Here is a 21,305-nt window from a genome sequence, read left to right as displayed (position 1 = left end):
TCCTGCTGCGGCACGGCGGCGTAGCCCTCGGCCAGGCCGGCGTCGGGCTCGGTCGCGGCCTGGGACGCGGGCTGCGCCGGTTCCGGGGGGTGGCGGCCGAGGCGAGCCGGGCGGGGCTGCTGGTCGTCGATCCGACCGCCCGGCGGCAGCCGGTCGACCCGCGACGGACGATGCCCACCCGCCGCTGGGCGGGCCGGCGAGCGGGGCGCTCAGGTCCGGGAGCCCCGGTGCTGGTGGTCGCCACGCTGATGGTGCTGATCATGGCGATGCTCGGGGTCGAGCAGGTCACCGGGACCAGCCTGCTACCGGACCGGCTCGGTGCCGGCCTGCGTCCCCCGCCCCGGAGCTTCCCGGTGCTGCCGGAGAGCCCGCCGGTGGAGATCGAGATCCAGGCGCTGGACCTGCGCGCGCCCGTCCATCACGTCGGGCTCGCCGCCGACGGGACGATCGGCGTACCGGACGAGAAGCGTGCCCACGAGGCCGCCTGGTACGACCAAGGCCCGACCCCGGGGCAGTACGGTCCGGCGGTGATCGTCGGCCACGTGGACACCTCGACCGGGCCGGCGGTCTTCCACGACCTGAAGCGGCTGCGGTCCGGCGACCGGATCGAGGTCGACCGGTCCGACCGGTCGGTGGCGGTCTTCGAGGTGCACGCGGTGGAGCGGTTCGACAAGGAGCGACTGCCGGTGGACGAGGTCTTCGGCGACTTCAGCCGCCCGAACCTGCGACTGATCACCTGCGGCGGCCGCTGGGTGGGCGGCGCGACCGGCTATGCCGACAACGTGGTCGTCTTCGCCTCGCTGGTCCAGGCCCGCCGACCCTGACCTCGGCGAGACCTGACCACCCGTCAACCACCCGCACACGGTGCCCACCGCCCGGACCACGTCGGGGTTCCGGGCAGCCCGGCCCGCGCAGGGATCAAGCCTGACCGCCCGGACCACGTCGGGGTTCCGGGCCGCCCGGCCCGCGCAGGGATCAAGCCTGACCGCCCGGAGCGGGTCGGGCTGCCCGGAACCCCCAACGACGTCGACCAGTGTCAGGCCGCCTCGGCGATCGGCTCGGACTCCCGCAGGTCGAGCCAGTCCGCCCAGCGCGGGTCGGGCGCACGGTGGCCGAGCACCCGCCACGCCGTGCCCTTGGGGGCCACCGGCATGGTGTGCAGTCGCCACCCCATCTCCGCCGGGGTCTTGTCGCCCTTCGTGTGGTTGCAGCGGGCACAGGCGGCGACCACGTTCTCCCAGGCGTGCCGGCCACCCCGACTGCGGGGGAAGACGTGGTCGATGGTCTCGGCGGGCCCCCGGCAGTACGCGCACCGCCACCCGTCCCGGGCGAAGATCGCGCGTCGGGAGAGCCCGACGTGGGTGCGGTACGGCACCCGGACGAATCGGGTGAGGCGGACCACCGAGGGGACCGGCAGCGCGTCGAAGGCGCTGTGCAGGACACCGTCACCGTCGGCCACGCAGACGGCCTTGGCCGTGAGCACCAGGATCGCCGCCCGCCGCACCGACACGACACACAACGGCTCGTAGGTGGCGTTGAGGACCAACGCGCCGGAGCCTATTGCGGGTCGTATGTCAGGCATCGTGCTCACCCTCCGGGTCTAGCCGCGTCGCGTCCTCGCGGCCGACCGCGGGCAAAACGAGCCCAGCCGCGGTCGACGCCGGAAGGATCACCGACGTTCCGTGCGCCAATCGTCCCTGATCGGACCCCGGATTGCACGTACTAATCCGGGGTCCCTCGTGAAGCTTTTTTCGACTGTGCAACGATGACCGGTTCGCGGCGGTTGATCATCGGCGTCGTCCGGGAAACCCGGACGGGCCGGCCGAGGGGCGGGGTGGCCTGCGCACCCGGCGCAGCGTGCGGTACGAAGACAGGCGTGACTGCTGCCCCGCCGACACCGCCGCCCGCGGAGACCCCGCAGCCGGAGCTGAGCCCCGACTGCCTCTCCGACGCGCTCTGCAAGAACGTCTACGACCTGACCGGCTCCACCTGGTTCGCCGAGGGCAGCTACTGGATCCTGCTCAAGCCGTTGCGGATCGTGCTGATCCTCCTGCTCGCCGTCGCCGCCCGCTTCCTGCTGCAACGGGCGATCAAGCGGCTGGTCCGGAGCACCACGGACGCGGCGGTGCCGACCCTGCTGAAGCCGTTGCGGGAGCGGATCCCCACCGCGGCCACCGCGCCCGGGGAGTTCGTGCCCGAGCGGCGCCGGCAGCGGGCCGAGGCGATCGGGTCGGTGCTGAGCAGCCTGGTCACCGCGTTCGTCTTCGGCATCGCCCTGTTGATGATCCTCCGGGAGTTCAGCTTCGACCTGGCCCCCCTGCTGGCCAGCGCCGGCATCGTCGGCGTGGCGCTGGGCTTCGGCGCGCAGAGCCTGGTCAAGGACCTGATCGCCGGGCTGTTCATGCTGCTGGAGGACCAGTACGGCGTGGGCGACACGGTGGACGTGGGCGAGGCGACCGGAGTGGTCGAGTCGGTGGGCCTGCGGGTCACCACGGTCCGTGACGCCCGGGGGGTGCTCTGGTACATCCGCAACGGCGAGATCATCCGGGTCGGCAACAAGAGCCAGGGGTGGGCCTTGGTCGTCGTCGACCTGCCGATCGGTTTCGCCAGCACCGAGGAGGCGACGGCGGTGCTGCGGACCGCGGCGGCGTCGGTGGCGCTCGACCCGGACCTGGCCCCGCAGATCGTGGAGCCGCCGGAGGTGCTCGGCGTGGAGCAGGTGACCATCGACGGTGCGGTGATCCGTACGGTGGTGAAGACGAGCGCGGAGGGACAGTTCGCGGTCGGTCGGGAGTTGCGCCGGCGGTTGGCCGAGGGCCTGGAGAACTCGGGCATCACCGCCAAGATCGCTGCGGCCCGCTTCTACCCCGGCATCCCCACGCCCGGGCCGGCCACCGTCTGACCTGCGGCCGGGCCGGCCACCGTCTGACCTGCGGCCGGGCCGACCACCTTCGACTGACCTGCGGCTCGTTCCGGTCGACCGGCCAGAGTCGAGGGGCCGACGACGGAGGGGTCGCGATCCGCAAGGCCCCTCGGGTATCGTCCGTTCGTTCAGTCGGAGATGCGACGATCAATCCGTTCACCCTAGCCAGCCTTCAGACGATCGGGCAGAATCCGGGAACGAGCTCCTCCGGAGCGTGATCACGTCCTCGCTGCTCCGTTGATCTGACGACGATTCCCGGCCTGACCACCACGAGTGGCACCGTCGGGGACGATGGAGGCCACGGTGTCCGACGAGCGACCCCTCCACGAAGGTCCGGCCACCTTCGGTGAAGTGTTCGCCCAGCGCGAGTACCGGGCGGTCCTGACGGCCACCACCCTCTCCTGGATCGGCGACTACATCGCGAAGGCCGCGGTGACCGTCCTGGTCTACCGGGAGACCGAGTCGGTGGCCCTGTCGGCGGCGGCGTTCGCGGTGAGCTACCTGCCGTGGCTGATCGGTGGCCCGCTGCTGTCCACCGTGGCCGACCGGTGTCGGTACCGGGCGGTGATGGTCAATTCCGATCTGTTCCGGATGGTGCTGGTCGCGCTGGTCGCCGTGCCGAACCTGCCGGTGTGGGCGATCCTCGGCCTCCTCTTCGCCACCACGCTGGCCAACCCACCGAGCCAGGCCGCGCGCTCCGCGCTCATGCCGGTGATCCTCAGCGGCGACCGGCTGGTGGTCGGTCTCTCCCTGAACAGCAGCGTCGGGCAGGCCGCCCAGGTGACCGGCTACCTGGTCGGCGCCGCCATCGCCACAGCCAGCCCCACGTCCGCGCTGCTGGTCAACGCGGCCAGTTTCGGCGCGTCCGCGTTGATCGTGCGGTTCGGGATCAGCGACCACCCCCGGGTGCACACCGGTGAGCCGCGGGCGTCCCTGCTCCGGGAGACCGGGGCGGGCTTCCGGATGGTCTTCGGCACCCCGGTGCTGCGGTCGATCGCCGTGCTGGTGTTCAGTTCGATGCTCTTCTCCATCGTCCCCGAGGGGTTGGCCGGGGCCTGGGCCGGTGAGCGCTCGGGCGAGGGCGTGGACGCCGCCGCCACCCAGGCCGTGATCATGGCCGCCGCTCCGGTCGGGTTCATCCTCGGCGGCCTGATCATCGGACGGGCCGTCCGGCCCGCCCGCCGGGTCGCCCTGATCCGTCCGTTCGCCGTGCTGGCCCCCCTGGTGCTGGTGCCGGCCCTGCTCGACCCACCGCCGGCCGTGGTGGCGGTGCTCGTCGCGGTCTGCGGCTTCTCGGTGGCCGGGCTGCTGCCGGTCGCCAACGGGCTCTTCGTCCGAGCCCTGCCCGACGGCTACCGCGCCCGGGCGTTCGGCGTGATGGCGACCGGCATGCAGGTGATCCAGGGCTTCGCGGTGATCGTCACCGGGTTGCTCGCCGAGCGGTTCTCGATTCCCGGGGTGGTCGGCCTGTGGAGCGCGGCCGGCGTGCTCCTGATGCTCGTGGTGGTGGCCCGCTGGCCGAGCGCCGCCACCTTCGACGCCGCCATCGCCGCAGCGAAGGCACCCAGCGCGCGGCCCCGCGTCGAGTCGTCGCCGTCGGGGACCGCCGACGCCCCCGCCGAGGCGACGGGGCGCGGTGCCGCGGTGGCCGGCGAGGGGGCCCGTGACGAGAGCCCGGTGACGGGTCGGCGGGCGGCTGCCGGCGGCACGGCCACGCTGTGACCTGACGGCGTGCCGCCGCCCGGAGCCGGGACTCGATCACGTCCCGGGTGAAGGCGTCGGGCACGGAGTGCCGAAGAAGGCGTACCCGCACCCTGTGACGGAGCCCGCACCACGGCGCGGGCGGCCGTACCCGCCGGGTCCGGCGGCACCTGGCAGGATGGAACGGTGAGTGCCGCAGGTGACGCCGACCGGGACCAGATGACCCTCTTCGAGGCGGTCGGGGGTGAGCCGACCTTCCGCCGGCTGGTCGACGAGTTCTACGCCGGGATCGCCGACGATCCGCTGCTGCGCCCGATGTACCCGGAGGAGGACCTCGCCCCCGCCGCGGACCGGATGACGCTCTTCCTGATGCAGTACTGGGGCGGGCCGAACACCTACTCCGCCCAGCGCGGGCACCCGCGACTGCGGATGCGGCACGCCCCGTTCCGGATCGGGCCCGCCGAGCGGGACGCCTGGCTGCGGCACATGCGTCGGGCAGTCGACTCCCTCGACCTGCCGCCGGACGTGGCCACGGTGCTCTGGGACTACCTGGAGCGGGCGGCGTACTTCATGGTCAACGTGATGGAGGACCCGGCCGCACGCTGACCCCGGGGCCGCTCCCGGCTCCGGGCAGGACAGCCCGCCCGGGCGCAGACCCGGGTGAGCGAAACCGTCAGCGGCCGGCCGGGGATCCCGGCCGGCGTCGCCGACGACGTCATCGCCTCAGAGCAGGGCACCCTCGTCGTGCAGCCAGTCGACGAAGTTCGTCGCGACCGCCGCACCGCAGTCGAGCAGCTCGACCAGGAGCGCGTCGTGCGTCCCCGCGCCGAGCGGCACCTGCAGCTCGGCGTAGATCGGCAACTGCCCACGCTCGGTCGGGTCGCCGATGTACGCCTTGCAGAACCGTCGCGTGTGGTTCCATTCGTTGACCACCCGGTAGGCCCGGTCGGCCCAGTCCGGCGGAACGGTCGCGTGTGGACGGGCCCGCATGACCAGGATCTCGTCCTCCGGCCCCTCCAGGGTGACCAGCACCGCGTGCCGTTCCCACATGGCCAGCAGGTTGCCGTCGCCGTCCGCCAGGTAGCGGACATCCAACAGGTCGAGCGCGTCGCAGACCCGACCGAGGGTCACCGGGGCGACGGCGGCCGACATCTCCTTGCGTACCGGCCGGTCAGCGGCGGGGAGACAGTCGTCCCCCGGCTCGCGTGGCGCCGGCGGTCCGACCCGGACACTGCCCTCCACTGTGATCCCACTCCGACTGTCCGGCTCGCCACCACTGGCGTGGCCGGGGCGCCATGACCACCACGGCATCACTCGCGCACCTCACTCCCCAGCGGATCCGGACGCCTACCGTGCGTTGGATCCGAGGATGGACGGTACCCGGACAGCCGGCATGAAGCATCCCCCCAACGCCAGCCCCGGGACGGAAGAAGGAATAGGGGTCATCCGTTCGGGTGATCACCCTGTGGCTTTATGGCAAGGTCTGCCACTTTCTGCGACCACGCCACTCCGTACGGCGCCACCAGGCCGGTCCAACGGTTGGCCAGCCGCACCTGTACCCCCTCGGCGACGGCGGCACCGGCCGGCCCGAGGAAGCCCATCCGGACCACCCCCTGGACCAACCGCTGGCTCACCTCTACCCGCTCCCCCGCCGCACCGGTGACCACCACCGCGACGTGGTCCAGCAGGGCGTCGCGGACCGCGCGCTGCCCGACCGCCCGCCCCGCCACGCCGTGCGTCGCGGCGGTGCGCAGAGTGCCGGCCGCCGCGTCGGCCAGCCGGCGCAGTTCCCCGGCGGGGATCGTCTCCACCACCCGACCGGTGGCCGGCGGCAGCGGCCAGCGCCACTGCGCGTCCCGCCGCACCGGCAGGGCCGTCCCGTCCCGGCCCAGCTCGGCCAGGAGATCGGCGGCGGCGACCGTCGCGTCGCCCGGTCCCGGCCCGGCGACCGTCCGGCAGACCAGCACCCCCCAGGGCAGCCGGGCCCAGAGCGCCGTCGGACCGGATCGGCCGACCGGCCGGAGCCGGACCACCGCCGCCGGGTCGAACCGGACCAGCCGGGCCAGGAACGCGCCCGCGTCGGCGACACCGGCCAGCCCGTGCCCGACCGACGCGGTGGACCCCGGCCGGCCGGCCGCCGGTGTGCCGGTCACACCGGCTCCCGTACCGGCGGCGGCGCGTAGTTCTCCAGAAAGGTCCGCTCGGCGTCGGTGAGCCGCCGCAGCCGCTTCTCCGCCAGGTCGTACGGGACCAGCACCGACCGGGCCCGGCTGGCCAGCACGTCACCGTCGTACAGCTCGTACGCGATGGTGAAGGCGGCCCGGCGGATCTCCTCCACCCAGAGCTCGATCCGGACGGTGGGGGCCGCCTCCGCGGTGGCCCGACCGAGCGCGTAGTCGACCGGGCGGACGTAGTCGATCTCGTGCCGGGCGATGACCACGCCGTCGGCGAACGAGCCGACCCCCCACGCCCGGCCGCCGGCGAACATCAACGCCACCCGTGCCTCCTCGTAGAGGGTGAGGAAGCGGGCGTTGTTGACGTGGCCGTACGCGTCCAGGTCGGACCAGCGCAGCGTGCAGTGGTAGACGAACCGGTCGCTCATGGTCAGTCGCGGGTCAGCTTGCGGTAGGTGATCCGGTGCGGGCGGGCCGCCTCGGCGCCGAGCCGGTCGATCTTGTTCTTCTCGTACGCCTCGAAGTTGCCCTCGAACCAGAACCACTTCGCCGGGTTCTCCTCGTCGCCCTCCCAGGCCAGGATGTGCGTGGCGACCCGGTCCAGGAACATCCGGTCGTGGGAGATGACCACGGCGCAGCCGGGGAACTCCAGCAGCGCGTTCTCCAGGCTGGAGAGGGTCTCCACGTCCAGGTCGTTGGTCGGCTCGTCGAGCAGGATCACGTTGCCGCCGATCTTGAGGGTCAGCGCCAGGTTGAGCCGGTTGCGCTCGCCGCCGGAGAGCACCTTGGTCGGCTTCTGCTGGTCCGGCCCCTTGAAGCCGAACGCGGCGATGTACGCCCGGGACGGCATCTCGACCTTGCCCACCATGAGGTGGTCCAGCCCGTCGGAGACGACCTCCCAGACGGTCTTGTCGCCGGCGAGGCCCTGCCGGTTCTGGTCGACGTACGACAGGGAGACGGTCTCGCCGACCCGGACCCCGCCGTCGGTCGGCTCCTCCAGCCCGACGATCGTCTTGAACAGCGTGGTCTTGCCGACGCCGTTCGGGCCGATGATGCCGACGATGCCGTTGCGCGGCAGCGAGAACGAGAGGTTGTCGATCAGCACCCGGTCGCCGAAGCCCTTGGTCAGCTTGTTCGCCTCGATGACCGTGTTGCCCAGACGCGGGCCCGGCGGGATCTGGATCTCCTCGAAGTCCAGCTTGCGAGTCTTCTCCGCCTCGGCGGCCATCTCGTCGTACCGGTCGAGCCGGGCCTTGGACTTGGTCTGCCGGGCCTTGGCGTTGGAGCGGACCCACTCCAGCTCGTCGGAGAGCCGCTTCTTCATCTTGGCGTCCCGGCGGCCCTCGACGGAGAGCCGGGCGGCCTTCTTCTCCAGGTAGGTGGAGTAGTTGCCCTCGTAACCGACGGCCCGGCCCCGGTCCAGCTCGAGGATCCAGCCGGCCACGTTGTCGAGGAAGTACCGGTCGTGGGTGATCGCCAGGACGGTGCCGGCGTACTTGGCGAGGTGCTGCTCCAGCCACTGCACGCTCTCCGCGTCCAGGTGGTTGGTGGGCTCGTCGAGCAGGAGCAGGTCGGGGGCCTCCAGCAGCAGCTTGCACAGCGCCACCCGGCGGCGCTCACCACCGGAGAGCTGGGTGACGTCGGCGTCCGGCGGCGGGCAGCGCAGCGCGTCCATCGCCAGTTCGAGCTTGGAGTCGATGTCCCACGCGTCGGCGTGGTCCAGCTCCTCCTGGAGCTTGCCCATCTCCTCCATCAGCTCGTCGGAGTAGTCGGTCGCCATCTGCTCGGCGATCTTGTTGAACCGCTCCAGCTTCGCCTTGGTCTCGGCGACCGCCTCCTCGACGTTGCCGAGCACGGTCTTGGCGTCGTTGAGCGGGGGCTCCTGGGCGAGCAGGCCGACGGTGAAGCCGGGCATCAGCCGGGCCTCCCCGTTGCTCGGCCGGTCCAGCCCAGCCATGATCTTGAGGAGGCTGGACTTACCCGCGCCGTTCGGGCCGACCACACCGATCTTGGCGCCCGGCAGGAAGCTCAGCGTCACGTTGTCGAGCACGACCTTGTCGCCGTGCGCCTTGCGCGCCTTTTCCAGGACGTAGATGTACTGGGCCACGGTGCGGGCTACCTCCGTACGTTGCGATTGGGAGCCGGCGAGCGAAGGGCGGACCGGACCGCCCGCGTGCCGCCGGCCGTCGACCGGGCGCACGCACGCCATCCTCAATCCTGACAGGTTCGCCGTGCTCCGCCCACATCACCCCGCCCCTACCGGCGCGCGCCGCCCACCCAGGTCGCCGCCGCGCCGTCAAGGAACGTCAGGCAGATCACGTCCAGGTTCGGTGGCCGCTGACCGGGGAAGTAACTGCCGCACGGGGCCCCAGACACCGCAGATACGCTCAGTACGCTCATGCGGTGGACCCGTCGTTTACCGGAGGTGGCCGATCGTGACCGTCCGTAGCTCCTTTGTCGTTGTGGCGAACCGTCTACCGGTCGACGAGGTGAGCACTCCGGAGGGACGGCAGTGGCGCCGTAGCCCGGGCGGTCTCGTCACCGCGCTGCACCCGGTCCTCGCCGAGCACCAGGGCACCTGGGTCGGCTGGGCGGGTGGCACCGGCGCCGCCCCCGAGCCGTTCGACCTGGAGGGCATCCGACTGCACCCGGTGCCGTTGAGCGCGGAGGAGCTGGAGCGCTACTACGAGGGGCAGTCCAACGCCACGATCTGGCCGCTCTACCACGACGCCGTGGAGACCCCGGCGTACAAACGGCGCTGGCGGGACGCGTACCGGCTGGTCAACGCCCGGTTCGCGGAGGCCGCGGCGGACGTGGCGGCCGAGGGCGCGACGGTCTGGGTGCAGGACTACCAGCTCCAGCTGGTCCCGGCGATGCTCCGCGAACTCCGTCCCGACCTGAAGATCGGCTTCTTCCTGCACATCCCGTTCCCGCCGATCGAGCTGTTCATGCAGATGCCGCTGCGCGCCGAGGTGCTGCGCGGCCTGCTCGGGGCGGACCTGGTCGGCTTCCAGCAGCGGCTGGCCGCGCAGAACTTCGTCCGGCTGGCCCGGCACCTGCTCGGGCTGCGCTACGAGGGCCAGATGATCCAGGTCGACGGACGCCAGGTGAAGGCCGGCGCGTTCCCGATCTCCATCGATGTCAGGGAGATGGAGCGGCTCGCCGCGGACCCGGCCATCCAGGCGCGCGCCAAGCAGATCCGGGAGGAACTGGGCAATCCGAAGACGATCATCCTGGGTGTGGACCGGCTGGACTACACCAAGGGCATCGAGCTGCGCCTCAAGGCCTTCCGGGAACTGCTTTCTGACGGAAAGCTGACAGTTCCGGACGCCGTCATGGTGCAGGTGGCCACCCCGAGCCGTGAACGCGTCGAGCACTACCAAGCACTGAGAGTGAAGGTTGAGCGCGAAGTCGGCCGGATCAACGGGGAGTACGGACGGGTCGGCGTGCCGGCGGTCCACTATCTCCACCAGTCGTACTCTCGCAGTGAGCTCGCCGCGATGTATGTTGCGGCGGACGTGATGATGGTGACCCCGCTGCGAGACGGAATGAATTTGGTGGCCAAGGAGTACGTGGCATCGCGCGCCGACCAGGGCGGCGCGCTCGTGCTCAGTGAGTTCGCCGGTGCTGCGACGGAGCTGCGCCAGGCGTTTCTGTGTAACCCGCACGACCCGGAAGCGGTCAAGGAAGCCCTGCTGAAGGCTGTGCACGTGGAGCGGACGGAGGCCCGCCGCCGCATGCGAATCATGCAACGACACCTCAGGACCCACGACGTGGGCCACTGGGCCAAGTCGTTCCTCAGCGAACTCGGCACACCCGGCGTGGAGGCTGCGTGAACACAAGCGTCACCGAGCCCGCACAGACCCACGGGGTCATCGACCCCGAACTGCGGGCGGCGATCGGCCGGATCGCCCGGGTCCCACAGCTTCTGGTCGCCTGCGACTACGACGGCACGCTCGCTCCGATCGTCGAGGATCCGAGCAAGGCCGTGCCGCTGCACGAGTCGGTGGCCGCCGTCCGGGCGCTCGCCGCACTGCCGCAGACCAGCGTCGCGGTGGTCTCCGGGCGCGCGCTGCGCGACCTGGCCGCCCTGTCCCGGCTGCCCAGCGAGGTCCACCTCGTCGGCAGTCACGGCTCGGAGTTCGACATCGGCTTCGTCGAGCGGCTCAGCCCCGAGCTGATCGCCGTGCGCACCCGGCTCCGCAACGAGCTGCGCGAGATCGCCGCCGCCCACCCGGGCGTCCGGCTGGAGCGCAAGCCGGCCAGCGTCGCGGTGCACACCAGGGGGGTGCCGCCGCAGATCGCGGCCGGCGCCATCGAGGCGGTCCGCAGCGGTCCGGCCACCTGGGACGGAGTCACGGTCACCCAGGGCAAGGAGGTCATCGAGCTGTCGGTGGTCGCCACCCACAAGGGCACCGCGATGGACCAGCTCCGCACCCAGCTCTCCGCGAGCGCGGTGCTCTTCATCGGTGACGACGTCACCGACGAGAACGCCTTCGGCAACCTGCACGGCCCCGACGTCGGCATCAAAATCGGCCCAGGTGACACGAAGGCGCACTTCCGGGTCGCCGAGCCGATCGAGGCCGCCCGGGCGCTGGCGCTGCTGCTGGAGACCCGGCGGCACTGGCTGTTCGGCGAGCGGGCGGTGCCGATCGAGCGGCACTCGATGCTCGCCAACGGGCGGACCGTCGCCCTGCTCACCCCGGAAGCCAAGATCACCTGGCTCTGCCACCCCAAGCCGGACTCGGCGGCCATCTTCGCCGATCTGGTCGGCGGCAGCCCGGCCGGGCACTTCAGCGTCGCCCCCGAGCGGGGCGGCATCCCGCTGGGGCAGCGCTACCGCAACGGCACCATGACGGTGGAGACCCGCTGGTCCGGACTGACCGTGACCGACTGGCTCGACCGGCCGTCCAGCGACCACGTGCCGAGCGAGTCGACCATGGTCTCCGGCGACTCGACCCTGATCCGGGTGCTCACCGGATCGGGCCGGGTGAAGCTGGAATTCGCCCCCCGGCCGGAGTTCGGTCAGGTGGCGGTGCAGCTCCAGCCGCTCGGTGACGGGCTGCTGGTGCTCGGTTCCAACGAGCCGGTGTCGCTCTACTCCCCGGGCGTGCGGTGGCAGGTGTCCAACGACGGCGGGTACGAGACCGCCAAGGCGGTGGTCGACCTCTCCGCCGCCGGTGGGCAGGTCACGTGCGAGCTGCGCTTCGGCACGCACAGCCTGGAGCACCACCGGCTCCCGGTGCACGAGCGGCAGGTCACCGCCGAGCAGCCGTGGAAGGATTGGGTGTCCTCGCTGCGCCTGCCGCAGACCGCCCGTGACCTGGTCGCCCGCAGCGCGCTGACGCTGCGGGGGCTCTGCCACGAGGCGACCGGCTCGATCCTCGCGGCGGCGACCACCTCGCTCCCCGAGGAGCTGGGCGGCGTCCGGAACTGGGACTACCGGTACTGCTGGCTCCGGGACGCGGCGATGACCGCACGGGTGCTGGTCGACCTCGGCTCGCTGGAGGAGGCCGAGGCGCTGCTGCGCTGGGTGGACGGCTGCGTCGAGCGCACCGGCGGGCACCCGGAGCGGCTGCACCCGCTCTACACCGTCGACGGGTACGAGCTGGGCGCCGAGGCGGTCATCGACACCCTTCCCGGCTACGCCGGCTCCCGGCCGGTGCGGGTCGGCAACCTCGCCAACCACCAGCTCCAGCTGGACGTGTTCGGCCCGATCGCCGACCTCATCTCCGGGGTGGCCGACGCCCGGGGCTCGGTGCGCGAGACCGAGTGGCGGGTGCTGGAGAACATGGTCGAGGCGGTCCGCCGCCGCTGGCACGAGCCCGACCACGGCATCTGGGAGGCGCGCCTTCCGCCGCGCCACCACATCTTCTCCAAGGTGATGTGCTGGATGACCGTCGACCGGGCGCTGCACGTGGTCCGGCGGCACGGCGACGGCGACCGGCCGGAGTGGGTGGAGCTGCGCGAGCGGATCGGCGCGAACGTGCTGGAGCACGGCTGGCACTCCGGCGTCGAGGCGTACAGCGTGGCGTACGGGGACGAGGACATGGACGCCTCGTCGCTCTGGATCGGCCTGTCCGGGCTGCTCCCCGGCGACGACCCGCGCTTCCTCTCCACCGTCCTCAAGATCGAGGCGGACCTGCGCAGCGGCCCGGTCGTCTACCGGTACCACTGGGACGACGGCCTGCCCGGCCGGGAGGGCGGCTTCCACATCTGCACGGCGTGGCTGATCGAGGCGTACCTGCGCACCGGTCGACGCACCGACGCGGAGGAGCTGTTCCACCAGATGATCGACACGGCGGGGCCGACCGGCCTGCTCCCCGAGCAGTACGATCCGCTCGCCGAGCGCGGGCTGGGCAACCACCCGCAGGCGTACAGCCACCTCGGGCTGATCCGCTGTGCCCTGCTGCTGGACAACATGCTCAAGGTCTGACCCGGCACGACAACGGCGGCGGGGGACTCCGGTCCCCCGCCGCCGTTCGTCTACGCCCCCGTGGTCGACTCCGCGCCACCGCGACCACGCCGACACCCCCAAATATGCGACACCCCCACCTGTTTCGCCGATCCGGGGGTGCCGCACGGCTGGGACACCCCCGGATCGGCGAGACCGCGGCCCGAAGCCGAGCCGCGGATCGGCGAGACCGCGGCCCGAAGCCGAGCCGGCGGGGCCGGGCCGGGGTCACGGGCGCGGCAGGGCGGCGACGACGTCGCCGAGCACCACCACGGCGGGTGGACGCAGGCCGGCGGCCTCCGCGTCCGCCGCCACCCCGGCCAGCGTGGAGTGGATCGCGCGCTGGGCGGAGGTCGTGCCCTCCTGCACCACGGCCGCCGGGGTGGCCGGGTCGCGGCCGTGCGCGAGCAGGGTGGCGGTGATCGCCGGCAGATTCTTCAGGCCCATCAGGATCACCAGCGTGCCGCGCAGCGCGGCCAAGGCCGGCCAGTTCACCCGGGACTCCGGATGATCCGGCGCGAGGTGCCCGGAGACCACGGTGAACTCGTGGGCCACCCCCCGATGGGTGACCGGGATGCCGGCCAGCGCCGGAACCGCGATCGAGCTGGTCACCCCCGGTACCACGGTCACCGGCACGCCGGCCGCCGTGCAGGCGAGCAACTCCTCGCCGCCCCGGCCGAAGACGTACGGGTCGCCGCCCTTGAGCCGGACCACGAACGCGCCGGCCGACGCCCGGTCCACCAGGATCCGGTTGATCTCCTCCTGGGCCCGGGACGGCCCGTACGGGATCTTCGAGGCGTCGACCAGTTCGACGTCAGGGTGCAGCTCGTCGAGGAGAAGTCCGGGCACCAGCCGGTCGGCGACCACCACGTCGGCCTCGGCGAGCAGCCGCCAGCCCCGCAGGGTGATCAGCTCCGGGTCGCCCGGCCCCGCCCCGACCAACGCCACCTGCCCGACCCGCCGCCGCGTCCCCGCCGCCGTGGCGGTCGGCCGCAGAGGGCTGTCCGGGCCGTCCAGCAGCGCCCGGACGGCGTCACGGGTCGCCCGGGACCGGTGCGGGTCGCCGCCACCGAGCACGGCGACGGTGACCGGACCGTGCCGGGTCACCGCAGGGGTCCAGGCACTGGCGGCGAACCGGTCGTCGGCGCGTACGCAGAAGATCCGCCGTTCGGCGGCGACGGCGCTGACCGCCGCGGCGGCGGCCCGGTCGTCCACGGCCACGTGGACCAGCCACGCCCCGTTCAGGTCGGCCGGGACGAAGCGACGCGGCTCCCAGTGCAGCCGTCCGGCGTCGACGTGCGCACGCAGCGCCGGGGTGAGCTCCGGGGAGACCAGCAGGACGTCCGCACCGGCGTCCAGCAACGCCGGCACCCGGCGGGTGGCGACCGTACCGCCGCCCACCACGACCACCCGCCGGCCGGCCAGCCGCAACCCCAGCGGGTACGGGTTCACGCTCACGCCGCCGCCTCGCTCCGCTCCCCGGCGGCGCGAGACGCCCCGCCACCGAGCCCGATGGTTCGCTCGCTCACTTCTCGGCCACTCCCGCCGCGTCGAAGGTGGCCACCTCGTGCAGCACCCGGGCCGCCCCGGTCACCACCGGCAGGGCGAGCAGCGCGCCGGTGCCCTCACCGAGGCGCAGTCCCAGGTCGACCAGGGGATCGAGGCCGAGGTGGCGCAGGGCGACGGTGGCGCCCGGCTCGGCGGAGCGGTGCCCGGCGACCATCGCGCCCACCGCGTCCGGCGCGAGGGCGGCGGCGGCGAGCGCGGCGGAGACCGCGATCACGCCGTCCAGCAGCACCGGGATCCGGCGGGCGGCGGCGGCCAGGATCAGCCCGGTCAGCGCCGCGTGCTCCAGGCCACCGACGGTGGCGAGCACACCGAGCGGGTCGGCCGGGTCGGGGCGGTGCCGGTGCAGCGCCCGCCGCACCACGTCCACCTTCCGCCGGTACGTCTCGTCGTCCACCCCGGTGCCCCGGCCGGTCACCTCGGCCGGGTCGGCCCCGGTGAAGGCGGCGACCAGGGCGGCCGACGGGGTGGTGTTGGCGATGCCCATGTCCCCGGTGAGCAGGATGCCGGCCCCCGCCGCGATCAGGTCTTCGGCGACCCGGATGCCGGTCTCCACCGCCGCCCGTGCCTCGTCCCGGGTCAGCGCGGCGGTGACGGCCAGGTCGCGGGTGCCGGGGCGGACGTTCGCCGCCACCAGCCGGGGGGCGTCGGCCGCGTCGTCGACGGCGGGCGGCAGCGGGGTGGCCACGCCGACGTCGACCACGGTGACCGAGGCGCCGGCCTGGCGGGCGAAGGCGTTCACCACCGCCCCGCCGGCCAGGAAGTTGCCGATCATCTGCGCGGTGACCTCCTGCGGCCAGGGGGTGACCCCCTGGGCGTGGACGCCGTGGTCCCCGGCGAAGATCGCCACTGCGGCCGGTTCGGGCAGCGGCGGTGGGCAGGTGCCGGCCAGGCCGGCGAGGCGTACCGAGAGCTCCTCCAGGGCGCCGAGGGAACCGGCCGGCTTGGTCAGCCGGGCCTGGAGGTCCCGGGCGGCGGCCATGGCCGTCTGGTCGAGCGGGCCGATCGCCGCGATCGTGGTCTCCAACATCACGCCTCCAGGATTTGCGCCAGTACCTCGGTGAACGCGTCGGTGGTCGCCGGGTCGCGGACCGCCACGCGCAGCCAGTCCGGGCCCAGCCCGGGAAACGTGTCGCCCCGGCGTACCGCCCAGCCCCGGTCGCGCAGGGCCAGCCGGATCCGGTCCGCGCCGGGGATCTCCAGCAGCACGAACGCGCTGGCCGGGCGGCCCGCGACGCGTATCCCGGGCAGGGTGGCGAGGCGGGCCAGCAGGTGGTCGCGGTCGGCGGCGAGACGCGCGGCGATGGCGCGTTCGGCGGCGACCGCCTCCGGCGCGGCGCAGGCGGTCGCGGCGGCCAGTGCCGGGGTGGAGACCGCCCAGAGCGGCTGGACGCGGGCCAGCCGGTCGACCAGGGCGGCCTCGCCGAGCAGGTAGCCGATCCGCAGCCCGGCCAGCCCCCAGGTCTTGGTGAGGCTGCGCAGCACGAGCAGTCCGGGCAGGTCGCGCCGACCGGCGAGCGACTCCGGCTCGCCCGGCACCCCGGGCGTGGCGGTGGTGTCGGCGAACGCCTCGTCCACCACCAGGACCCGGCCGGGGCGGGCCAGCGCGGCGATCGTCGCGGCCGGATGCAGCACGGAGGTCGGGTTGGTGGGGTTACCGATCATGACCAGGTCGGCGTCGGCGGGCACCCGGGCCGGATCGAGCCGGAACCCGTCAGCCGCGTCGAGCAGCACCCGCTCCACCCGGTGCCCGGCGGCGGCGAGCGCGGCCTCCGGCTCGGTGAACTGCGGGTGCACCACCACCGGTCGGCGTATCCCGCGCAGGGCCTGCGCGATCAGCACGAAGCCCTCGGCGGCCCCGGCGGTGAGCAGCACCTCCGCCGGGGGGCGGCGGTGCCGGGCGGCGACCGCCGCGCGGGCCGGGGCCGGGTCGGGGTAGCGGGCGAGGTCCGTCAGGGCGGCGGTCAACGGCCCGGTCAGCCAGGGCGGCATCGGGGCCCGGCGGACGTTGACCGCGAGGTCCACCAGACCCGCGCCGACCTCGACGTCACCGTGGTGGCCGAGGTCGGGTTCCGGCACGACGCCCGGGGGCGCTCCGATCGGCTGACCACGCATGCCCGCGATCCTGCCGGGAAGCCGGCGCGCGGGACAGCGGATCGGGGCGTGGGGCACGTCACCACCGTCGGACCGGCCCGCCGGCCAAGTCCCATCCCTCGAACGAATTATGAATATGACTCATCTCTTAACGGGATATGTCATAGCTTGACGGCGTGAGCTACCGACCCCTTTCCTCCCTTGGTCGTTGTGTCCCTCTCCTCCGTGCCGGACTGATCGCCGGGATCATCCTGGCCGCCGTGGCGTACCCGATCGTGGCCGCCGCCGGCATCGGCGCCAGGGTCGGCGCGGAGTTCTCCGAACACAAGGCCGACCTGCTCCGCGCCACGCTGCCCGCCGAGACCTCGTACGTCTACGCCGCCGACGGCAAGACCGTGCTGACCATGTTCTACGAGGAGTACCGGCAGTACACGAAGCTCAAGGACATCGCGCCGAGCATGCAGCAGGCCATGGTGGCCGCCGAGGACTCCCGCTTCTACCAGCACCGAGGCGTGGACCCGAAGGGCGTGGTCCGGGCGTTCGTCGCCAACTCGCAGTCCGGCGGCGTCTCCCAGGGCGCGTCGACGATCACCATGCAGTACGTCCGGATGGCCCTGCGGGACAGCGCCACCACGCCGCAGGAGGTGCAGGAGGCGACCGCCCAGACCAGCATCCGCAAGATCAGGGAGATGCGGCTCGCCCTGGACGTGGAGAAGCAGATGTCGAAGGAGGACATCCTCGAGCGCTACCTGAACTCGGCCTACTTCGGGCACCGGGCGTACGGCATCTACGCCGCCGCGCAGATCTTCTTCTCCAAGAAGCCGAAGGATCTGACCCCGGTCGAATCCGCCACCCTGGCCGGCCTGGTCAAGTCCCCGTCCGAGTACGACCCGGTCACCTCCGACCAGCAGGAGGCGATCGGCCGGCGCAACTACGTGCTGGACCGGATGGGTCAGCTCGGCTACCTCTCGCCGGAGGCCGCCGCGCGGGCCCACACCGAGCCGCTGCGGATCGACCAGAGCGACCCGCGCAACGACTGCGCCTCGATCCCGCAGCGGCACAACAGCCTCGGCTTCGCCTGCGACTACCTGAAGAACTGGTGGAGCGCCCAACCCGCCTTCGGCGAGAACCGGCTGGAACGCATCGACGAACTACGCCGGGGCGGCTACCGGATCGTGCTCAGCATCGACCCGAAGATCCAGGAGGCCGCGGAGAAGAACATCGACGCCGAGGGCAGCACCGGCAGCCCGTACGCGCACGGGCTGGTCGTCGCCGAGCCGGGCACCGGCCGGATCAAGGCGATGGCGGTGAACCGGACGTACTCCCTGGACACCAGCGAGAACCCGCCGACCTCGAACCCGGAGGCCGACCCGAAGGTCAAGGCCAACTTCCCGAACACGGTCGCCCCGCTGCTCGGCGGCGGCACCCTCCCCGGCTACCAGGCCGGGTCGACGTTCAAGATGTTCCCGATGCTCGCCGCCCTGGACGCCGGCATGCCGCTCTCCACCTCGTTCAACGCGCCGCACCGGTACCGCTCCGAGGTCTACGACGGCTGGGCGCCGTCGAACGCGAGCGGGGCGATGAGCGGCACCCAGACCATGTGGTCCGGCTTCGGCAAGTCGGTGAACACGTACTTCGTCTGGCTGGAGGAGAAGGTCGGCGCGGACCGGGCGGTCCGCCTCGCCGAACAGCTCGGGCTGCGCTGGCGCACCGACGTCGACCGGCACCACGCGTCGCCGGAGAAGGCGAAGACGTGGGGCGCGTTCACCCTCGGCGTCTCCGACGCGACGCCGCTGGAGCTGGCCAACGCGTACGCGGCGATCGCCGCCGACGGCCGCTACTGCGAGGCGATCCCGGTGCTGTCGATCACCAACCGGGACGGTGCCCCGGCGACCTACCGGACCCCGGCCGGGCTGGAACGGGAGGTGGCCAAGCCGCGCTGCCGGCAGGTGGTGGACGCCGGCGCCGCCCAGGCCGCCACCGACGCGGCCCGGTGCCCGACCGGCGACACGCCGGCCCGGGGAAGCTGCGGGGGCTGGTCCACCGCCGACAGCGTCCGGGGTACGGTCGGCCGCCCGGTCGCCGGCAAGACCGGTACCACCGACAGCACCCGGTCCGCCTGGTTCGTCGGCTACACCCCGGAACTGGCGGCGGCGAGCTTCATCGCCGACCCGGACAACCCGTTCAACGCGGTCGGCGACGGCCAGTCACAGAAACCGATCGACGCGGTCGCCAGGACCCTCCGGGACGCCCTCAAGGACCAGCCAAGCCGCAACTTCACCCCGCCACCCGACCGCATGGTCGGCTGACCCACCCGTCCCGCCCCGGTACGACGGGGCCGGATCCGGGGAACGCCGTCAGCGCAGGTCGGCGGTGACGAAGGACCAGAGTTCCAGGTCGACGCGGTTGCCGCGGACGTAGCCGGCGTTGCGCAGCAGGCCCTCGTAGCTGAACCCGGCCTTCTCGGCCACCCGCCGGGACGCCACGTTGCCCGGTGCCACCCGCAACTCGACCCGCTGGAACCCGTGCTCCAGGATCAGCGCGATGGCCAGCGCGAGGACGGCCTCCGCCGCCAGGCCGTAGCCCCGCGCCTCCGGCGCCATCGCGTACGAGACCTCGGTGAGCCGGGCACCCCAGTCGGTCCGTCTGGTCCAGAGGCAGCCGACCACCCGGGCGTCCTCCCGGCGGACCACCGCGAAGTGGTCGCCGTCGCCGCTGTCCCGCCGTTGCCGGGCCAGGTCCGTGCACCAGGCCAGCCCGTCGATCTGCCCCGACTCGTCGGCCAGCGGCAACCAGCGCTGGGTCAACCGGTCCGCGAAGATCCCCGAGACCGGGTCGGCGTCCCGCGCGGTGTGCCGGCGTACCTCGGTGCGCGGGGTGGAGACGGTCAGGTCCGGGAATCGGCGTACCGCCACCTGCCCGATCACGCCGGGACCCCCGGGGTGCGGCCGACCCGGGCCGGGGCGACGCCGGCCGGTCCGGCAGGTCCGGGGCTGGTCGGCACCGGGGCACGCCGGGTGGCTGCCACGGCGGCGGCGACCAGCCGGGCGGCGACGTCCGGCGCGCCGGCCCAGTGCAGGGCGAGCTGTGAGGCGTACCCACCGGACCAGACGTGCCCCTCGGGCGGGCCGCCCGGCCACTTCCAGGCCGGGCGCTCCCCGGCCCGCGGCGTGAGCACCGCCCGGTGCTGCTTGTAGCCGTTGTGTACCGTCCCCCGGGGCGCCATTAGGCTCTCCGTCGCGACGGTCGCCTCCCGGTAGCCGAGCACCATGCCCTCGTGGGTCGTCCCGGTCGCGTCGAGCACCCCGCACATCGGCCGGCCGTCCAGTTCCCGGGCCAGCCAGAGCAGGCCCGCCCCCTCGGCCAGCACCGGGCGGCCGGCGCGGGCCAGCTCCGCCACCGCCGCGCGGAGCCGGCCGTTGGCGGAGAGCTGCTCCGCGTACGCCTCGGGAAGCCCTGAACCCACGACCAGCGCCCCGGTGCCCACCGGCAGGGCCTCGTCGCGGAACGGGTCCACCGGGACCACCTCGGCCCCGGCGGCGGCGAGCAGTTCCCCGGTCTCGGCGTACCCGTAGCTCCCGCGCCTGGTCCCGGCGAGCGCGACCACCGGGCGGTCGGGCGGGGCGACCGCGGTCGGCCCGCCGGGTGACCACGGCTCGACGGCCAGCGACGGCGCGGAGCGGGCCAACCCGAGCAGCCCGTCCAGGTCGACCCGGTCGGCGATCCCCTCCCCCAGCCGCCGGACCGCCCGGGTCACCTCCGGGTCGCCGGTCAGCGCCGGCACCATCCCGTACGACCGGGCCGGGAACATCGGGGGCAGGTCCCCCGGACGCAGCGACCCGAAGACCGGTACGCCGATGTCGTCGAGGGACTCCCGCAGCAGCCCCTCGTGCCGTGGCGAGGCGACCCGGTTGAGGATCACCCCGCCCAGCCAGAGCAGCTCGTCGTAGGAGCGGAAGCCGTGCACCAGCGCGGCCACCGACTGCCCCATCGCCGACACGTCGACCACCAGCACCACCGGACTGCGCAGTGTCGTGGCGACCGCGGCGGTGGACCCGACCTCGGACGGGCCGGCGACGCTGTCGTAGAGGCCCATGGTGCCCTGCACCAGCGCCAGCTTCGCCCCGGCCGCCCCGTACGCGAAGAGCGGGGCGACCCGTTCCGGCCCGACCAGTCGCGGGTCGAGGTTACGGCCGGGCCGGCCGTCGGCGGCCAACCCGAGGTAGGCGGCGTCGGCGTGGTCCGGCCCCACCTTGAACCCGGCGACGTCCAGACCCCGTTTCCGGAAGGCGGCGACCAGGCCGATCGAGACGGCGTTCTTGCCGTGCCCCGACGAGGGCGCGGCGACCACGAGACGTGGCACGACGCTCATGATCGATCCTCCGTGGCGGCG

General features: G+C 73.1%; 17 protein-coding genes. 7 read left to right on the top strand and 10 right to left on the bottom strand.

Annotation, left to right across the window (positions count from 1 at the left end; genetic code table 11):
* Positions 1-59 precede the first annotated feature (59 nt).
* Complete coding sequence (locus ACIBJE_RS25900) at positions 60-824, top strand: class F sortase (protein ID WP_396752707.1); 765 nt, start codon at positions 60-62, stop codon at positions 822-824.
* A 212-nt stretch (positions 825-1,036) separates the two neighbouring features.
* Here ACIBJE_RS25900 and ACIBJE_RS25895 read toward each other — a convergent pair whose 3' ends face one another.
* Positions 1,037-1,582: an HNH endonuclease gene (locus tag ACIBJE_RS25895; RefSeq protein ID WP_396752629.1), complete on the bottom strand. Its 546-nt coding sequence runs from the start codon at positions 1,580-1,582 to the stop codon at positions 1,037-1,039.
* 294 nt (positions 1,583-1,876) lie between these two features.
* Between ACIBJE_RS25895 and ACIBJE_RS25890 the strand changes: the two genes are divergently transcribed.
* From ACIBJE_RS25890 to ACIBJE_RS25880, 3 genes are all read left to right on the top strand, one after another.
* Positions 1,877-2,902 (top strand): mechanosensitive ion channel family protein, encoded by a 1,026-nt coding sequence (locus ACIBJE_RS25890; protein WP_396752627.1) that lies wholly within the window; start codon positions 1,877-1,879, stop codon positions 2,900-2,902.
* Positions 2,903-3,214: 312 nt separating this feature from the next.
* On the top strand, positions 3,215-4,645 hold the full coding sequence (locus ACIBJE_RS25885) for an MFS transporter (RefSeq protein WP_396752625.1): 1,431 nt from the start codon (positions 3,215-3,217) through the stop codon (positions 4,643-4,645).
* A gap of 198 nt (positions 4,646-4,843) precedes the next feature.
* A complete protein-coding gene (locus tag ACIBJE_RS25880; RefSeq protein ID WP_285790714.1) occupies positions 4,844-5,230 on the top strand; it encodes a globin in 387 nt (128 codons plus the stop codon).
* A gap of 117 nt (positions 5,231-5,347) precedes the next feature.
* Here ACIBJE_RS25880 and ACIBJE_RS25875 read toward each other — a convergent pair whose 3' ends face one another.
* The 4 genes from ACIBJE_RS25875 to ettA form a co-directional block, all read right to left on the bottom strand.
* Entirely contained in the window at positions 5,348-5,935 is a 588-nt protein-coding gene (locus ACIBJE_RS25875; RefSeq protein WP_396752623.1) for a YbjN domain-containing protein, read from the bottom strand.
* Between the two features lie 131 nt (positions 5,936-6,066).
* Positions 6,067-6,777, bottom strand: a complete 711-nt coding sequence (locus ACIBJE_RS25870) for a hypothetical protein (RefSeq protein ID WP_396752621.1) — start codon at positions 6,775-6,777, stop codon at positions 6,067-6,069.
* The gene (locus ACIBJE_RS25865) at positions 6,774-7,226 is read right to left on the bottom strand and encodes an acyl-CoA thioesterase (protein WP_396752619.1); all 453 of its coding nucleotides are present in this window, start codon (positions 7,224-7,226) and stop codon (positions 6,774-6,776) included. The genes ACIBJE_RS25870 and ACIBJE_RS25865 overlap by 4 nt, the downstream gene beginning before the upstream one ends.
* A gap of 2 nt (positions 7,227-7,228) precedes the next feature.
* Positions 7,229-8,905, bottom strand: a complete 1,677-nt coding sequence (gene ettA, locus ACIBJE_RS25860; RefSeq protein ID WP_396752617.1) for an energy-dependent translational throttle protein EttA — start codon at positions 8,903-8,905, stop codon at positions 7,229-7,231.
* Between the two features lie 328 nt (positions 8,906-9,233).
* Between ettA and ACIBJE_RS25855 the strand changes: the two genes are divergently transcribed.
* Together ACIBJE_RS25855 and otsB are read left to right on the top strand one after the other, a co-directional pair.
* A complete protein-coding gene (locus ACIBJE_RS25855; protein WP_285790599.1) occupies positions 9,234-10,634 on the top strand; it encodes a trehalose-6-phosphate synthase in 1,401 nt (466 codons plus the stop codon).
* A complete protein-coding gene (otsB, locus tag ACIBJE_RS25850) occupies positions 10,631-13,234 on the top strand; it encodes a trehalose-phosphatase (RefSeq protein ID WP_396752614.1) in 2,604 nt (867 codons plus the stop codon). Before ACIBJE_RS25855 ends, otsB begins: the two co-directional genes overlap by 4 nt.
* 246 nt (positions 13,235-13,480) lie before the next feature.
* Here otsB and cobA read toward each other — a convergent pair whose 3' ends face one another.
* From cobA to cobC, 3 genes are all read right to left on the bottom strand, one after another.
* Positions 13,481-14,710: a uroporphyrinogen-III C-methyltransferase gene (cobA, locus tag ACIBJE_RS25845; protein ID WP_396752612.1), complete on the bottom strand. Its 1,230-nt coding sequence runs from the start codon at positions 14,708-14,710 to the stop codon at positions 13,481-13,483.
* A gap of 67 nt (positions 14,711-14,777) precedes the next feature.
* Positions 14,778-15,848 carry a nicotinate-nucleotide--dimethylbenzimidazole phosphoribosyltransferase gene (gene cobT, locus ACIBJE_RS25840; RefSeq protein WP_396752705.1) on the bottom strand — a complete coding sequence of 357 codons (1,071 nt, stop codon included), beginning with the start codon at positions 15,846-15,848 and terminating at the stop codon, positions 14,778-14,780.
* Entirely contained in the window at positions 15,848-16,933 is a 1,086-nt protein-coding gene (gene cobC / locus ACIBJE_RS25835; RefSeq protein ID WP_396752610.1) for an Rv2231c family pyridoxal phosphate-dependent protein CobC, read from the bottom strand. Before cobC ends, cobT begins: the two co-directional genes overlap by 1 nt.
* Before the next feature lie 155 nt (positions 16,934-17,088).
* On the opposite strand from cobC, the gene ACIBJE_RS25830 reads away from it, so the two are divergent.
* Positions 17,089-19,221 (top strand): transglycosylase domain-containing protein, encoded by a 2,133-nt coding sequence (locus ACIBJE_RS25830; protein ID WP_396752608.1) that lies wholly within the window; start codon positions 17,089-17,091, stop codon positions 19,219-19,221.
* Positions 19,222-19,269: 48 nt separating this feature from the next.
* Here ACIBJE_RS25830 and ACIBJE_RS25825 read toward each other — a convergent pair whose 3' ends face one another.
* Both ACIBJE_RS25825 and ACIBJE_RS25820 read right to left on the bottom strand, forming a co-directional pair.
* Positions 19,270-19,839 carry a GNAT family N-acetyltransferase gene (locus ACIBJE_RS25825; protein WP_396752606.1) on the bottom strand — a complete coding sequence of 190 codons (570 nt, stop codon included), beginning with the start codon at positions 19,837-19,839 and terminating at the stop codon, positions 19,270-19,272.
* Positions 19,836-21,284: a cobyrinate a,c-diamide synthase gene (locus ACIBJE_RS25820; protein ID WP_396752604.1), complete on the bottom strand. Its 1,449-nt coding sequence runs from the start codon at positions 21,282-21,284 to the stop codon at positions 19,836-19,838. The genes ACIBJE_RS25825 and ACIBJE_RS25820 overlap by 4 nt, the downstream gene beginning before the upstream one ends.
* Positions 21,285-21,305 lie beyond the last annotated feature (21 nt).

The organism is Micromonospora sp. NPDC050187 (genome assembly GCF_044459745.1).
Classification (GTDB): domain Bacteria; phylum Actinomycetota; class Actinomycetes; order Mycobacteriales; family Micromonosporaceae; genus Micromonospora.
The sequence above is the reverse complement of the archived record's forward strand: the minus strand, read 5'-3'. Positions and strand labels throughout refer to the sequence as shown.

Bases quoted from the DNA above. Each gene is read 5' to 3' on its own strand.
- ACIBJE_RS25895 (WP_396752629.1), bottom strand. From the start codon at position 1,582: ATGCCTGACATACGACCCGCAATAGGCTCCGGCGCGTTGGTCCTCAAC.
- ACIBJE_RS25885 (WP_396752625.1), top strand. From the start codon at position 3,215: ATGGAGGCCACGGTGTCCGACGAGCGACCCCTCCACGAAGGTCCGGCC.
- ACIBJE_RS25880 (WP_285790714.1), top strand. From the start codon at position 4,844: ATGACCCTCTTCGAGGCGGTCGGGGGTGAGCCGACCTTCCGCCGGCTG.
- ACIBJE_RS25875 (WP_396752623.1), bottom strand. From the start codon at position 5,935: ATGCCGTGGTGGTCATGGCGCCCCGGCCACGCCAGTGGTGGCGAGCCG.
- ACIBJE_RS25865 (WP_396752619.1), bottom strand. From the start codon at position 7,226: ATGAGCGACCGGTTCGTCTACCACTGCACGCTGCGCTGGTCCGACCTG.
- cobT (WP_396752705.1), bottom strand. From the start codon at position 15,848: ATGTTGGAGACCACGATCGCGGCGATCGGCCCGCTCGACCAGACGGCC.
- cobC (WP_396752610.1), bottom strand. From the start codon at position 16,933: ATGCGTGGTCAGCCGATCGGAGCGCCCCCGGGCGTCGTGCCGGAACCC.
- ACIBJE_RS25820 (WP_396752604.1), bottom strand. From the start codon at position 21,284: ATGAGCGTCGTGCCACGTCTCGTGGTCGCCGCGCCCTCGTCGGGGCAC.